This is a genomic window from Flavobacterium sp. GCM10022190 (genome assembly GCF_042656445.1).
Lineage (GTDB): Bacteria > Bacteroidota > Bacteroidia > Flavobacteriales > Flavobacteriaceae > Flavobacterium > Flavobacterium nitratireducens.
Genome location: NZ_JBHSOQ010000002.1, coordinates 452,549 through 470,353, shown reverse-complemented (window position 1 = coordinate 470,353; position 17,805 = coordinate 452,549). Strand labels below are relative to the sequence as shown.

Sequence of the window (17,805 nt, the reverse complement as noted above, 5' to 3'; positions counted from 1 at the left end):
ATTACATCAAATATACACAAGTTTACTACAAGTAAGAAAATAAATATATTATATAAACAAAAAAACATTGATGATGTTTACAAGATAGAAAAAGAATTAACTTTTCACATTGCTAGATATACTTTTGCAACGACTGTACTTTAACTAATGGAGTTCCAATTGAAAGTGTTAGTAAAATCCTTAGTCATAAAAATTTGAGAACCACTCAACATTACGCTAAAGTTTTGATTAAAAAAATGAGTGAGGATGTGAGGGTTTTAAAAGATAAATTTTTAAACAAAAAGAAAAGTTTAAAATTTTTCTTAAATATAGTATCGTTAATAATTAATTATTTTTATTCATTTTTTGTACTTGCTTCATATATTCAGAAGCTGAAATTTTGTATTCCTCTTTAAAACACTCTCTGAAGTATCCCAGATCATTAAAACCTGATTTATAAGCTGCTTCAGAAATATTAAAAGAACCACTTAGAATAAGTTGTAGACTATTTTTAAGTCTTATTTTACGGATGAATTCATTAGCCGACATGCCGGTTAGGGCTTTAACTTTTCGGTAAAATGCTGTATGGCTCATATTCATCTTTTCCATCATGAATGCGATATTCAGCTTTTCAGATTCTAGATTTTCTTCAACAATAGTGGTAATTTTCGATAAAAAGTTTTCATCCAGCTTGCTTAACTTTGTTTCATTTTCCGATAGATTTGAACTGGATCTAGAAGTTTGTGATGCAATTTGCTCGGCTAATTTTTTACGGGATTCCAATATGTTTTGAATTCGAATCCTTAAAAGTTTAGCACTAAAAGGTTTGGTTATATAGGAATCGGCTCCGTGTTCATATCCTTCCTCTTTATCCTGAATAGAATCTTTAGCAGTCAATAGAATTACGGGAATGTGACTGGTACGAACATCTTCTTTTATACTTTGACATAATGCTATACCATCCATTATTGGCATCATAATATCACTAACAATAATGTTTGGTATATTATTTTGTGCTATTTCCAGTCCTGTTTTTCCATTTTCAGCAACTATTACATTATAATCATTTTCTAAAGAAGTGGTGATGTAATCACGAATATCCGTATTGTCTTCAATAACAAGAACAATTGGTTTCTCAACAACATCCTTTTCTGTCTCATTGTTTTCAACAAAAAGATCGTTTTCCGAAGGCAAATTATTAACATCTTTATGAAGCGCATCAGGATAAGTATTTTGAGTTAATATGCGAAATGTAAAACTAGTTCCTTCTCCAATTGCACTCTTAACAGAAAGAAAACCCTCATGTAGTTCTGAAAGTGATTTTACCAAAGCAAGTCCAATGCCGGTACCTGATGCCTGATGTTCTCCTCTGACTTGAAAATATCGGTCAAAAATACGTGGAAGATCTTTTTCGTTAATACCGTATCCGGTATCTTTAACTTCTATTTCTGTGTATAAATTCCCTTGTTCTTTTACTGAGCGAAGAATAAGATATATTTCTCCTTCTACAGTATATTTCACAGCATTGGATAGTAGATTTTTAAGTATCGAGGTAATTATATCAGAATCAAAATAAATAATAGTTTCAATCGTGTCTATATTTATATGAAATGTTACTTCCTCGTTTCTGTTCAACTCTTTAAAACGCAGACCAATCTCTGTTACTAAATTGCCAATATTATCTTTACAAACAGTAAGCTTTCTATTTTGTGTTTCTGTTGTTCTGAATTCTAATATTTGATTAATTAAATTCAGCAAACGTAAAGCACTGCTATGGATAACATTAATCTTCCTGCCATGGTAAGAAGATAAATTTTTATCATGAATTAAATCTTCCAACGGACCTAAAATCAATGTAAGTGGCGTTCTGAGTTCATGAGTTATATTGGTGTAAAAACGCAGTCGTTCTTTATTAAGTTCTTGTTCATTAATACTGTTTCTTCTTTCTAGCTCTAATGAGTTTTTTAAAGTAAGTTTATGTTTATATGCACGTAGCAGCTTGTATGCAACAAAGAAAATAATAACTGCATAAAAAAGCTTTGCATACCAGGTTAACCACAAAGGAGGACTGACATAGATAGAAATAGAAGCTATGTGAGCTTCATCCCAATTTTGATTTCTCAATCTGGCTTTTACTTTGAAAATGTAGTTACCATGAGGAATATTTCTAAATGTTACATAATTTTCTTGTAATGTGTTATACCAGTTGTTGTCCAGTCCTTCCATCATATAAGCATACTCTACTTGCTGATTTTGAGTAAAATCAGTAACAGAATAAGAAATACGGAAAGAGTTTTGATTATAAGCTAAGCTTATTTCTCCCTCTTTTGGTAATATTAAATCTTCATCCTGTTTACCTTCGGTATGACTCTTAAATCTTTTACAATCAATAATTTTTACTGGAGCAACTTTATTTCTCGTAATTAAATCATCCGGATTGAAATAACATACACCACTTAATGAACCAAAATAAAGATACCCTTTTGCTGAGCAAGCTGATCCTTCAATGAAATTTCCTGTTGGTAAACCGTCTCGGTAATCATAATTGTCAAATCTCTTTTTTGTTTTGTCCAAATAAGATATGCTGTTATTTGAACTAATCCAGATTCCACCATTTCTGTCTTCTTGAATAGCTCTTACATAACTGTCTTTAAGACCTTGTTTTTCATTATAAATCTTAATTTTACTTGGAAATTCAGTATCTCTAAAATAGGCAATACCATCACGACTTGTAGCCCAAACTCCTCCCTTAGAATCTGAATAAAGCTGATTAATCGAGTTTGATTTTAAAGCATTATCTTCTGTAAGATGGAGTAATAGTTTCTCATTTTTATCAAAAACAAAAATACCGCTTCCGGTTGTTCCAATCCATAATTTACCCTGTTTGTCTTTTACTATACCATATACAGATTTGTCACTGAGTTGATTGTTAATTTTGTCTTCTTTATGAATCACATTATTAGTATAGGTGTAAATTCCATATTCAGTACCTATCCAGATTGTATTATCCGAATCTTCAAAAAATGTAATTACATCCAGATAGTTTGAACCTAATTTGATTCTTTCAATTTGATTGTTATGAAGGTTAAATTTTAAAAGACCATCGTCATAAATACCCAAAAGTAGTCCATTTTTAATGCTTTTAATGGAAAATACCTGACCATAAGATCTGGCAAAAGAAGGTGCAAGATTAAAAGTTTTTTTCAATTTAAAATCTTTAAAATTTGCAATTTCAGTTTCTGTTCCAACCCAAACTTGTTGTTCTTTATCGGTACAGATACCCCATACAGGTCTGTTTTTTAAAACGTTGTTGCTTTGATAATAAGGAAGTATATGGAAAGAAGATTGCGCATAACTTATAAAATCTAAACCAGTACTGTAGTTACCAATCCAGATATTACCAAATGAATCTTGTAATAAACTCCTTATATTACCGGATGAAAGTCCGTTATTGTTATTATTTACAGTTATATTATGAAATTGGATGTTCTTTGGGTTTACAAAAGTAATATTATGTAAATCAAGAATACTAATCCCGCCAATATCACTGGCTATCCATAAAGTCCCATCTTTCATTTCTTTGATAGAATAAATATGATCAGCTATTAATGAATTGGTATTATTTTCTTCATGTTTGAAAGATAAAAATTCATTCGTTCGCGGATTAAATAATGCAAGACCATCATTAGTTCCAATCCAAATATTGCCTAGATGATCTATACAAATAGAATAAACACTGTTTCCAGGCAAACTTTTTGGATTTTGTGGATTATTCAAAAACTTACGAGCAGTTTTCTTTTTTAAATCAATTATGCTTAATCCATTCTGTGCATGCCCTACATAAAGATGTCCCTTGCCATCATCAAAAGAACACCAGTTGTTACCTTTCAGACCCTTTACATTTTTTTCTGAATAAGATTGGAATTGTTTTCTATACTTGTCATAAAATACAATTCCCTCACTATGATTTGTAATCCATATACCATTGTTTACTGAACTGGAAATATGAACAACATTATTAATTTTCACATTATCCTTAATAGTATAATTATTATATTCATAAGTTGATAAATCTAATATTGATAAACCGTCCTTTCTACCAATCCACATTTTATTATCTCCTTTATCATAGAACAATGCATTAAGACCATTGCTGCCTAGCTGAGAATTATTTTTTTGATAAGTAACAAAGTTTTTTCCGTCAAATCTGTTAAGCCCTGATGCTGTAGCTATCCATATACAACCTTGTTTGTCTTGAGCAATATCTGTTACATAATTATTAGACAAACCATTTTCTATTGCTAAATGTTTTATGCTGTAGGGTTGGGCGATGCCAGATAAGCATGTCATTAACAGATAGAAAGAAGATATGAAATGTTTTTGTAGCATAATAAAAAAGATAAGTAGGAGACAAAACAAAAATACGACAAAAATGCTGTAGATTGTTTCCTGCTTTTTATTGTATAAGATGGATACACATAAGGTCTTAGCATTTAATCAAACGATTTAAAGCAATCAAAATCAATATTTTAAATATTTTATTTGTTATACTATCGTTAAAATAATCATTGCTTTTGCCTAATTTACCTTTGCTATTAGCACGATTTACCAGCTATTTGATTTGCATACTCCCGATACATTTGTAAATCTCATTAATATGAAAATATTGTGAGTTAACTAACCTTAATTTTTTAACTAAACAAAAAACAAATGAAGAAACCAGATTTAACTAGTTGGTATCGAAAAAATTTTGCAACCTTTTTATTAGGTGCAAGTTGTATTGTAAGTTATCCTATTGAAGCTATGGATAATGCTTCTGTAGTGATATCTATCCAGCAACAAAAGCAAATTATTTCAGGTACTGTGAAAGACCAATATGGTTTACCTATAATTGGTGCAAATGTAGTAGAAAAAGGAACTGCTAATGGAATTGTAACTGATCTAAATGGAGAATTCTCATTATCGGTAAAACAAAATGCGACCTTAGTAATAACAAGTATTGGTTATCAAAGTCAAGAAATAGCAGTGGGCAAAAATGAAAAACTAACAGTTATATTGAAAGAAGATATCAAGTCATTGGAAGAAGTTGTTGTAGTGGGTTTTGGTACTCAAAAAAAAGTGAACTTAACAGGTGCTGTTGGTATTACAACGGCTAAAGAAATTGAGGGGCGTCCGGTTACTTCAGCTGTTCAGGCATTACAAGGTTTGGTACCGGGTTTGAAAATTAGCACTAATAATGGGGCTTTGGACAAAAACATGAGTATTTCTGTTCGTGGAACAGGTACGATTGGAAGTTCTAGCGGTTCACCGTTAATTTTAATTGACGGAATGGAAGGAGATCTAAATACTGTAAATCCTCAGGATATTGATAATGTATCAGTATTAAAAGATGCGGCATCTTCATCAATTTACGGTTCTCGTGCACCTTTTGGAGTCATTCTGGTTACTACCAAAAAAGGTAAAGCAGGAAAAACAACTATAAATTACAATACAAGTTATCGTATTGCTAGCCCTATGGGATTACCGGAATCAATGGACTCTTATACATTCGCAGTAATGATGAACCAGTCTTTATTAAATAGTGGTAAGGCTCAGTTTTTTTCAGATGCTCAGATGCAAAAGATGCTTGACTTTCAGGCTACAGGTGGAACCTCAACAGGTGGAATTGACGTTAGTCCAACTAATCCAAACGCATGGGACGATCTTTATAGAAATGGTTATGCTAATACTGATATATATAATGAACTTTATAAAAAGAATGTTAATTCCCAAGAACACAACCTAAGTGTTTCTGGTGGTTCAGGAAAAACAACCTATTTTGGTTCTTTCAATCTTCTTGATCAGGGAGGTTTGATTAAAATTGGTGAAGATGGAATGAAACGTTTTAATTTAACAGGGAAGTTTAGTAGTGAGGTGACTAATTGGTTAAAACTTGATTTTACTTCCCGATTTACCCGCAACAATGTATGGCGACCTAGATATTTTGGGGACTCATTTTATAATTTTTACGGACGCCAAAACTGGCCAACTATAGCGATGTATGATCCTAACGGGCACCTAATAGGTCCTAATGCAGTAGAGCTGGCTTCAGGCGGGGATCGCGATGTTCAGACCGATCAGCATTACTACCAAACAGCTTTTATAATTCAACCGGTAAAAAATTGGATAACAAATGTACAACTTAACTATCGTATTTTGGACGAACGAGTGAAAGAGGTTACTCTGCAACACTATACATATACGCCAACAGAAAATATATTATACGCTAATAAGAATACGGGGTTGTATCAGGATAGTAAAAAAGAAAACTACATGAATGTGAATGTTTTTACCGAATATTCGCAGTCAATAGCCGAAGCGCATAATTTTAAGATTATGGGGGGTTTTCAGGCAGAAGAAATGAAACAGTCTGATTTTAATGCTTTCAAAAATGGATTAATTTTAACAGACCTTCCAGAATTTAATTTAACAAGTGGAATATCAGAAATTAATGGAGCTGCTCTTCCTGCTTCAGTAAACGGATACAGTAACGAATGGGCTACAGCCGGATTTTTTGGACGTTTGAATTACGATTATAAGGGGCGCTATTTATTGGAACTTAATATGCGTTACGATGGAACTTCCCGTTTTCGTAGTGACAGACGTTGGCAAGGATCACCATCATTTTCTGCTGGATGGAATATTGCACAGGAAAAATTCTGGGAACCAATTAGTGATGTTGTAAATCAGTTAAAATTACGTGGTTCTTATGGTCAATTAAGTAATCAAAATACAAATGATTGGTATCCAACCTACAGAAGTATGAGTTTAGGAGCACTAAATGGCAGCTGGTTACAGGGAGGAACTAGACCTAATACAGCCTCAGTTGGTGGTTTAATAAGTACTGCTCTGACTTGGGAGTCAGTTCGCTCATGGAATGTTGGATTGGATTATGGCCTGTTCAATAATCGTTTGTCAGGTTCTGCGGATTATTTTATCCGTTATACAAAAAATATGGTGGGACCATCACCAGAGCTTCCAGCAACGTTGGGAATTTCTGCGCCAAACACTAACAACAGTGATTTACAAACAAGAGGTTGGGAGCTTTCTTTAGTGTGGCGTGATCGTTTAAAAAATGGTTTGAATTATGGCATTAACATGACATTGTCTGACCAAAATACTTTTATAGACAGTTACAGTAACAATAAGTCTAATTCTTTAAGTAATTATATTAGTGGACAACGTGACGGATTAATATGGGGGTTCGAAACAATTGGTATTGCAAAGAGCAAAGCTGAAATGGATGCTCACTTAGCTTCATTGCCAAATGGAGGACAAACAGCAATCGGTGGTAGCTGGGATGCTGGTGATATCATGTATAAAGACCTGAATGGAGATGGAAAGATCTCAACAGGTGCCAATACACTAGGTGATCACGGAGATTTAAAAGTAATTGGTGATTCCTACTCGCATTATTTTTATGGAGTTGATTTAACAGCCGATTGGAAGGGATTTGATATTCGTTGTTTTGTTCAGGGAGTTGCAAAAAAAGATTTTTGGCCTGGGGGAGACTCTACTGGAAACGATGAAGGGGCCGGAGGATATTTCTGGGGTGTTCGTGGTAATAAAGGGGAGTTTCATAATAGAGGATTCGTACAGCACAATGACTATTTCCGTGCAGAAGCTATTGGCTTAGATGGTCATGAAATTCCGGCCAATTTAGATGCTTATTTTCCTCGTCCACTGTTAAGTTATGTAGGTGGAGGTAAAAATCAACGAGTTCAAACCCGCTACATGCAGAATGCAGGATACATGCGTTTAAAAAACCTTCAGTTTGGTTATTCGTTGCCTTCTTTTTTGATGTCTAAAGTAGGGATTTCTAAATGTCGCTTTTTTATATCTGGCGAAAATTTGCTGACCTTAAGTTCAATATTTGATGTGTTTGATCCTGAAACTGCTGGTGGAGGTAATGGTGGAAATGTTTATCCACTATCAAAGACATGGTCTTTTGGTTTAAGTCTAACTTTATAATACTAATAAAATGAAAAAGTATATCAATATAACATTATTTGCACTTGTTTTTGCTGGAATGACTTCCTGTCAGGATTATCTCGACCGTGAGCCTTTATCTAGTGTATCACCTGAATCCTATTTTACAGTTGCTTCGCAACTACAAGCTTACTCAGATGATATGTACCCACGTATATTACCTGGAAGTGCTAATAACTCCTATGGTTACTATGCTACTGATGCAGGAACTGATAATCAGATAGCAAGTTCTTCTCCTGATATTTTCTTTGAAGGCCAGTGGAAAGTACCTCAGTCAGGAGGAAACTGGTCATTTGGAAATATTTACCGTTGTAATTATTTTTTTTCAAGAGTCTTACCTAATTTCGGAACAGACCTTACTGGTGCCAATAATACGATTACAGGAGATTTAGGAAGTGTACGTCATTTTATTGGTGAAATGTATGTATTACGTGCACTTGAATATTTCAACCGTTATCAAAATTTTGGTGATTTTCCAATCATTACTGAACCATTATCCGATGACCAAACAATTCTTAATGAAGCTAGCAAACGTATGCCTCGTAATGAGGTAGCACGTTTTATTCTTTCTGATTTAGATAAAGCAATAACCTTGCTTAATAGCAAAGATTTGGCTACCACACGGATAAATCGTGACCTTGCCCTTCTAATAAAGTCCAGAGTAGCTTTGTATGAAGGAACTTGGTTGAAATATTTTAAAGGAACAGCTTTTGTTCCAAATGGAACAGAATGGCCAGGGAAATTAAAAGATTACAATGCCAATTATCAGTTTCCGAGTGGAAATATTGACAGTGAAATCAACTATTTCTTAGATCAGGCAATGGTAGCTTCTAAAGAAGTTGCAGACAAGTATAAAAGTAAATTGACAGTAAATACAGGCGTATTGCAACAGAGTACGACCGCAGCAGCAAATCCGTATTATGATATGTATGCTGTAGAAAATCTAGCATCTGTATCAGAAGTTTTACTATGGCGCCAATATGCACAGGGAATTGCAACAAATGACATATCTCTTGCAGCTAATCAAGGTAACTGGGGAGTTGGTGTAACACGTTCTTTGATTCAGAATTACTTGATGGCTGATGGTAAACCCGTTTATACACACGGAACTTATGCCGATGGAGATGGATATTACAAAGGTGATAAAACTATTGCAGATGTTCGTACAAATAGAGACTCCCGTTTATCCTTGTTTTTGAAAGAGCCAACGCAGAAAAATATTCTTGATAATGGTACAACCCCTCTTGCTCTTTTCTTTACAGAACCTTTCCCGAGAATTACAGACGGTGCTGATCAGACACGTTATACTACCGGATATGCGCTTCGAAAAGGCGGGGCTTTGACCACTAAATATTATCCCGGACAAAATCAAGGTTTTACAGCTCTTGTATTGTACCGTTCTGTTGAAGCCTTATTGAATTATATGGAAGCAAGTTATGAAAGAAATAGTACATTGGATGCCTCAGCACGTGAATATTGGAAAATAATCCGTCAACGTGCAAAAGTAAATGATGATATTGATGCTACTATTGCTGCTACTAATATGATTAAAGAAGCAGAAAATGATTGGGGGGCTTACTCCGGAGGACAATTAATTAATGCTACATTATATAATATCCGCCGTGAACGTCGTTCAGAATTTATATCCGAAGGATTGCGCTTTATGGATGTTTGTCGTTGGAGAGCAATGGACCAAATGATTACTACTCCTTATATTCCTGAAGGTTTCCATTTATGGAACACTCCAATGCAGTCTTGGTACACGAATTTAAAGGCAGATGGTTCAACTAGTGCGAATGTTTCGCCTAGTTCTGATAGTCAATATCTTCGACCGTACCGTTTAAGAGCTTCACAAAAAGGATATAGTGGGTTTAAATGGAAAATGGCACATTATCTGCAACCGATAATGATTAAACAATTTCAATTAACTGCTCCCGATGGAGTAACAATTGCAAATTCACCAATATATCAAAACCCTTATTGGCCAACTGAAGCAGATAAACCAGCCCAGCAATAAAAATAATATTACAATGAAGGTCACTCTGAGTTAGTTCTTAGAGTGACTTTTTTTTGATTCAATAAATTAGTTTCATTAAATAAGTTTGAAGTTGACTTATTAAATATTGAAAAACTAAAAATCTTGAAGGCATGCCCTATTAAGCAAATAATAAGAAAATTCAATTTTATGAATATTGAGTTTTATTTGTTTAAAAAAATGGGGGTGTTCAATATTACCCCTCTTTTAGACTGATTTACCTCTGTTTTATTCAACTATGTGACAATATTTTTGTATCACTATTATAAATAGAATTGTTTTTGTTTGCTCTTAAAGACAGTTATTTAAACTATTAAAGTTAAATAACAACAGATATCTGGCAAAAAGAGAAAACATTATTTTAAATAATAAACAACAAATAAAAATGATAAAATCATTTACAACTTTATGAAAAAAACACTAATTATTTTACTCAGCTTATTCGTATATGGTTTTGATTTTTCGCAAACTAATACAAATCAGTATAGTTATACTAAAGTTAAAGCGCCATTCCCAATGATGCCAATTCGAATATATAAATTTCCTAAGAAAGACTTTATGATTACTGATTATGGTGCAAAAAAAGATGGACCGGTTAATACCAAAGCGATGGCCGCAGCCATCGAAGCCTGCAATGCCGCCGGTGGTGGCAGGGTGATCGTTCCCGCTGGTATCTGGGTGACCGGCCCAATCCATTTTAAGAGTAATGTCAATTTATATTTGGCAGAAAATGCTGTTTTATCTTTCACAGACAATCCACAAGATTATCTTCCGGCTGTGTTGACTTCATGGGAAGGAATGGAATGTTACAATTATTCACCCCTTATTTATGCTTTTCAATGTAAAAATATAGCCATTACAGGAACAGGAACGTTAAAGCCGGAGATGGATCTATGGAAAAAATGGTTTGCCCGTCCGGAAACTCACCTGAACGCATTGAAAGAACTATATACAAAAGCATCTACTGATGTACCTGTCGTAGAGCGACAAATGGCAGTAGGTGAAAATAATTTACGTCCTCATTTGATTCATTTCAATCGTTGCGAAAACGTTTTGCTGGATGGTTTTAAGATACGTGAAAGCCCATTTTGGACAGTACATCTCTATATGTGTAACGGAGGGATTGCCCGAAATCTAGACGTAAAAGCCCACGGACATAACAACGATGGAATAGATTTGGAAATGAGTCGAAACCTGTTGGTTGAGAATTGCACTTTCGATCAGGGAGATGATGCCGTTGTCATCAAGGCTGGTCGTAACCGTGATGCATGGCGATTACATACGCCTAGCGAAAATATTGTTATTCGAAATTGCAATATTATTAATGGTCATACTATGCTGGGAATAGGCAGTGAAATCTCAGGAGGTATCCGGAATGTATATATGTATAACTGTAAAGCACGGGATGTGCGCCGCTTCTTTTTTGTAAAAACTAATCATCGTCGCGGAGGCTTTATTGAAAATATTTATATGGAAAATGTTCAATCGGGAAGTACACAGCGTATCCTCGAAATTGACACAGATGTTCTTTATCAGTGGAAAGACCTCGTACCTACATACGAAACCAAGATTACAAAAATTGATGGTATTCACCTGAAAAATGTAAGTTGTAAAAAAACTGATGCTATTTATGAACTAAAAGGAGATCCCCGCTTGCCCATACGGAATGTGGAAATACGGAATGTGGATATTGAAAAGGTGAACAACTTTACCAAAAATGTGGTGAATGCTGAAAATGTAACTGAAGCAAATATCAAATACAATAAGAATCTCATTTATAATGGTATTCCTTGGTATGATAATAACCGTAATACGGTGAATGCCCACGGTGCTTGTCTGTTGCAGGAAAATGGGAAGTATTATCTGTTTGGCGAGTACAAAACTGATAGCATCAATAAATTTATCGGTTTTAGTTGTTATTCTTCACCCGATATGGTGAACTGGAAATTTGAGAGGATTGTGTTATCTCCGCAAAAAGAGGGCTTATTGGGTCCAAATCGTATCGGAGAACGTGTCAAAGTTATGCACTGCCCCTCAACAGGGGAATATGTGATGTATATGCATTGCGATGATTTGAAATACAACGATCCCTATATTGGTTATGCCACTTCTAAAACGATTGCCGGAGAGTATAAATTTCAGGGGCCATTAATGTATAATGGAAAACCTATTAAGAAATGGGATATGGGAACTTTTCAAGATACGGATGGAAAAGGATATTTGTTAATACATCATGGTATAAACTACAGACTTAGTAATGATTATAAGTCCGCTGAAACGATAGTAGCTGACCATATCCCCGATTCAGGTGAATCACCTACTATGTTTAAGAAAAATGGTATTTACTATCTGATATACTCCAATCTGACAAGCTGGGAACGTAACGATAATTTTTATTACACTGCGCCAACAGTAGAAGGCCCATGGACAAAACAAGGTTTTTTTTGTCCGGCAGGATCCCTAACCTGGAATTCTCAAAGCTCTTTTGTATTCCCCTTAGTACGAGGCAATGATACAATTCCAATGTATATGGGAGATCGTTGGTCGTACCCCCGCCAAGCCTCTGCTGCTACCTATGTTTGGCTACCTATGCAGACCGATCGTACAAAATTGTCAATCCCGGAATACAGAGAGAGTTGGGACGTATTGTCTGGGACTCTCTCCACAGCAGATAGCTATAGCTATACCCAAAACAAAGCAAAAGATAGCAAGACACTGTTTCGTTCCAACAGAAAAGGAGAAACTTTTGAGTACCCATTTTCCGGAAGTCAGATTTCCGTTTTTGGGGAAATTAATCCACATGGAGGTTATGCCCGAATGACTATTGTTGATCAACAAGGTGTTCAGTTCTTCAGTTCTCTCGTTGATTTTTACTGTAAAGTTCCTGATAAAGGTATTCGTTTTATAAGTCCTCAATTACCTCATGGGAAGTATTTTTTAAAGATTGAAGTAACCGGAGATCGTGGGGTCTGGTACAAAAAAGATGGAACACGATTAGGGAGCGATGACTGCTTTATAACTATAAATAATCTAATCGCAAACTAAACTCCCTTTAAATTAATATATTTAGTAATTTATTCTTGATGAAATCAAAATATAAAATCAAACTTATTTTAGTCCTTTTTTTGTTGTCAGCATTGACAATGAAATCAAATGCTCAGGATAAAATTTATCGTTTCAAATCAAATGGTAATCCGATTATCCGACACAAATTTACGGCTAATCCGGCAACGTTAATTGTCGATGATACACTTTGGTTATATACTGGACATGATATAACTGAACATCAAAATGGATACAATATGAAAAATTGGAGTGTATTCTCAACAACAGATATGATAAATTGGACTGAGTATCCCCTCCCCCTGAAAAAATCCGATTTTGTATGGGAAAAAACCGGAACAACTAATGCTTCAGCAATCATAAAACGAAATGGAAAATATTATTGGTACATGAGCTCTAACGGATCAGGAATCGGAGTGGCAGTGTCAAACCGTCCTCAAGGACCATTCAAAGATGCATTGGGGAAACCACTGCTTAAAGATTGGGACTGTGGTAATACAACGCAATCAGGAGTTTGTCTTAATCCTTCCGTTTTTATTGACGATGATGACCAGGCATGGCTCTTTTGGGGAAGCAAATCATGTTATTATGTCAAACTCAGGGAGAATATGACTGAATTAGACGGCTCGGTAAAAAAACTTGACTTTGATGGGTTTCGCTTTTCGGAAGCTCCCCGGATACATAAATACAAGGCAAAATATTATCTGACTTATGCAACTGGATACCCTGAAAAAGTTGCTTACGCCATGGCTGATAAAATTGAAGGACCTTACGAATACAAGGGACTTCTTTTTGAAGTCGCCAGAAATAGCAATACAAATCATATTTCAATTACCGAATTTAAGGGACAATCGTATTTCTTTTATCACAATGGAGGATTAGAGGAAACTGGCGGTAACTATAGCCGATCAGTTTGCGCCGAATTTATGCAATACAACACTGATGGTTCTATCAAAAAGATAGAAATGAGTAGCGAAGGTGCTGATAGAGGCTACACCCCTTTCGATAATAAAAATAATCCGGTAATTGAAGGCTACTATGCTGATCCTGAAGTAATGTATTCCAACAAAACAAGAAAATATTACATATACCCAACCAGCGATGGCTTTCATGGATGGAGTGGAGATTACTTTAAAGCATACTCTTCTGCCAATTTGAAGGATTGGAAAGATGAAGGTGTCATACTCAATCTGAAAACAGATGTTTCTTGGGCTAAAAAGTTTGCCTGGGCTCCCTGCATTATAGAAAAGAAAATCAATCAAAAATATAAATACTATTACTATTATACCGCAGATAAAAAGATAGGAGTAGCTGTTAGTAACAATCCCATAGGTCCGTTTAAAGACTCAGGAAAACCCCTGATTGACTATAAACTGATGGGACAAAAAGGTGGTCAGCAAATAGATCCGGATGTTTTTACAGATCCAAAAACGGGAAAAGATTATTTGTACTGGGGATGTGGATATATGGCAGTTGCCGAATTAAATGAGGATATGTTAACCATAAAGAAGGAAACTGCGAAGATGATAACTCCTCCGCATTTTACTGAAGGAACTTATGTATTTCATCGAAAGGAGAAATATTATTTCCTGTGGTCGGAAAATGATACCCGCAGTGAAGACTACCGCGTAAGATACGGATTTTCAGATAATCCTATGGGGCCAATTACTATTCCTGAAAACAATCTGATATTATCAAAGAATCCCCTGAAGGGAATATATGGAACTGGTCATAATTCGATTCTACAAATTCCAGGAAAAGATGAATGGTACATAGTATATCATCGTTTTCGCAGACCTAATGCTATAAAAATGGGTTGGGCAGCCGGCTATCACCGTGAAGTTTGTATTGATAAACTCGAATTTAACGAAGACGGTTCTATTAAACCCGTTACTCCAACATTATAAATTGCATTTAAATAGAAAAATCCAGATTATAGATTATAAAATGAAAAAGACATTTATATTAATGATAATGGTAGCTACGACCTTTTCACTAAAAGCTCAATCTACCTTGTTTAAACATAGTGAAACCACTTATATTAACTTTGATAAAAAGGAAAAAACTGTTGTAAAAACTGCGATATCGCTTTTACAAAAAGATGTCAATGCCATTTTCGGGGGAAAGCTTGAAATATCGGATAACTTTAAGAGTAGTCATATTCTGATTGGCACAATAGGTTTAAATAAAGATATAAACCGTTTGGCAAAAGATAATAAAATAAACTTATCAACGATAAAAGCACAAAAGCAAGCGTTCTTGCTAACCGTTACCTCCAATGGTAAATTAATTATTGTTGGAAGTGATCAGTTAGGAACAGCATACGGTATCATGGAGCTTTCACGCCTGATAGGTATTTCCCCTTGGGAATGGTGGGCAGATGCTATTCCTGCAAAGAAAGATGAATTTAAACTCCCTTTCGGTTTCCGTAAAATGGAAGCCCCAAAAGTCGAGTTTAGAGGTATTTTTATTAATGATGAAGATTGGGGATTGTTACCCTGGAGTAACCAGACTTATGAACCTTCAAGTGTGAAAGGCCATATTGGTCCTCGTACTCATGAACGTATTTTTGAGTTGTTACTTCGTTTACGAGCTAATACTTACTGGCCTGCTATGCATGAAGTGACACTTCCTTTTTTCATGACGGAGGGCAACCGGGAAATTGCAGATAAATATGGAATTTATATCGGTTCATCACATTGTGAACCGATGGCATGTAACGCAGCCGGTGAATGGAAACGCAGAGGTAACGGTGATTATGATTATGTGAATAATAGCAGTTCGGTAGCTAAATTCTGGGAAGATCGGATAAAAGAAGTAGCTGGACAAAATATCCTTTATACATTAGGAATGCGAGGAGTGCATGACGGTCAAATGCAGGGGGCGAAAACAGTTGAGGAACAAAAGACCGTATTAGATCGAGTTTTTAAAGACCAACGAGAACTTCTTGTCAAATATGTAAATAAAGATGTCACTAAAGTACCTCAGGTATTTATTCCATATAAAGAAGTACTTGATGTCTATAATACTGGTTTACAAGTACCCGATGATGTAACATTGATGTGGTGTGATGATAATTACGGCTATATCCATCATTTCCCGACTGAAAAAGAAAAAACCCGTCAAGGTGGTAATGGAGTCTATTATCATGCTTCTTACTGGGGTCGTCCCCACGACTATTTGTGGTTAGGCACTGCTCATCCATCCCTGATTTATCAACAAATGAAACTAGCGTATGATAAAGGTGTTCAAAAAATATGGATTCTCAATGTAGGCGATATAAAACCATTAGAATACCAGATTGAACTTTTTATGGACATGGCCTGGGACATAGATGCTGTTACAAATGAAGGTGTAATTGCTCATCAGCGACATTTTCTGGAACGGGAATTCGGCATGAATATGGGTAAAGAACTCAATTCTGTAATGCAGGAATATTACAGGTTAGCCTATATACGAAAACCCGAATTTATGGGAAATACGCGGGAAGAAGAGAAAGACCCTGCATATAAAGTTATTAAAGATTTACCTTGGAGTGAATCCTATATCCATAATCGTTTGAATGCATACAAAAAGTTATCAGACAAAGTTGAACAATTATCCGGTCAGATTCAGGAAAGAAGTAATGAAAGTTATTTTCAATTGGTAAAATACCCCGTGCAAGCAGCTACTCAGATGAATAATAAACTGCTGAAAGGACAACTAGCACGTTATGGAAAGGCCGAATGGACAGAGTCCGATTTAGCGTACGATAGTATTGTGAGCCTGACGCGGATTTATAATAAGGGAAAATGGAACCGAATTATGGATTTTCAACCACACAAATTGCCAGTGTTTGAAAAAGTGAAGCGTGAACTTTTATTAAATCCAATGGTTGAGGAAAGGAATCCTGTAATCACCCTGAATGGAGTCGAATGTATAAATGGTAAATCCCTTCTGCTTGAAGGGTTGGGTTATGCAGGAAAAGCCGTTGGCGTGAGTAAAAGTACTTCACTCACTTATTCTTTCAATGACTGGAAAAAAAATACGGTAGAAATAGAAATTCATTTATTACCTAACCACCCTGTACAGGGCGACCGATTGCGTTTTTCAGTATCATTGGATGGTGGCACACCGCAAACTTTATCATACGAAACACAAGGGCGCAGTGAAGAATGGAAAGAAAACGTTTTGCGAAACCAGGCAATCAAACAATTGAAGTTTCCGGTTAGCAAACTAGCAACTCATCAGCTGATAATTACAGCTATTGATGAAGGTGTTGTAATCGATCAGATTTTGCTTTATTGAAAGGCATTAATCAAAGTAGATTTAAAAATAGAATATAATAACGTTTGTTATTAATAATAGACTTAGTTAGTTAGTTCATTTGGTTGTTCGGTAAAAGAAGGAGATAATTTTAATTTGTCTCCTTTCTTTTCGTTAACTAGGATAGATAGAAAAACACGATAAAATTTAGTTTATTCATATTATTAATTTCTACAGATTATAGTTAAAATAACTTAGTCTATTACAAAGACTCCTCAAAAAGAGCGTACATAAAAAGTCCAACTAAATACCACGGATTTATCATTTAGGAAAGCAGTAGTCATTTGACTATGTGCTACTATTTCCTTATGTAAGTTACAGTTGTCCAAAATGTAAAATAATCAAACAAGTTTGAAAACAATTGATTACTATTTTAGGACTTCACATTTTTTTAT

At 35.0% G+C, this 17,805-nt stretch carries 6 protein-coding genes; 5 read left to right on the top strand and 1 reads right to left on the bottom strand.

Going from position 1 to position 17,805, the window contains the following annotated elements; translation table 11 throughout:
- Positions 1-324: 324 nt before the first annotated feature.
- Positions 325-4,368, bottom strand: coding sequence for a two-component regulator propeller domain-containing protein (locus ACFPTQ_RS08890; RefSeq protein ID WP_379776518.1), 4,044 nt, complete (start codon positions 4,366-4,368; stop codon positions 325-327).
- Positions 4,369-4,689: 321 nt separating this feature from the next.
- Between ACFPTQ_RS08890 and ACFPTQ_RS08885 the strand changes: the two genes are divergently transcribed.
- From ACFPTQ_RS08885 to ACFPTQ_RS08865, 5 genes are all read left to right on the top strand, one after another.
- Complete coding sequence (locus tag ACFPTQ_RS08885) at positions 4,690-7,989, top strand: SusC/RagA family TonB-linked outer membrane protein (RefSeq protein WP_379776516.1); 3,300 nt, start codon at positions 4,690-4,692, stop codon at positions 7,987-7,989.
- A 10-nt stretch (positions 7,990-7,999) separates the two neighbouring features.
- Positions 8,000-10,024 (top strand): RagB/SusD family nutrient uptake outer membrane protein, encoded by a 2,025-nt coding sequence (locus ACFPTQ_RS08880; RefSeq protein WP_379776513.1) that lies wholly within the window; start codon positions 8,000-8,002, stop codon positions 10,022-10,024.
- 426 nt (positions 10,025-10,450) lie between these two features.
- Positions 10,451-13,087: a glycosyl hydrolase family 28 protein gene (locus ACFPTQ_RS08875; RefSeq protein ID WP_379776510.1), complete on the top strand. Its 2,637-nt coding sequence runs from the start codon at positions 10,451-10,453 to the stop codon at positions 13,085-13,087.
- 38 nt (positions 13,088-13,125) lie between these two features.
- Positions 13,126-15,012: a family 43 glycosylhydrolase gene (locus tag ACFPTQ_RS08870; protein ID WP_379776506.1), complete on the top strand. Its 1,887-nt coding sequence runs from the start codon at positions 13,126-13,128 to the stop codon at positions 15,010-15,012.
- 40 nt (positions 15,013-15,052) lie between these two features.
- Positions 15,053-17,392, top strand: a complete 2,340-nt coding sequence (locus tag ACFPTQ_RS08865) for a glycosyl hydrolase 115 family protein (protein WP_379776503.1) — start codon at positions 15,053-15,055, stop codon at positions 17,390-17,392.
- Positions 17,393-17,805: the final 413 nt, after the last annotated feature.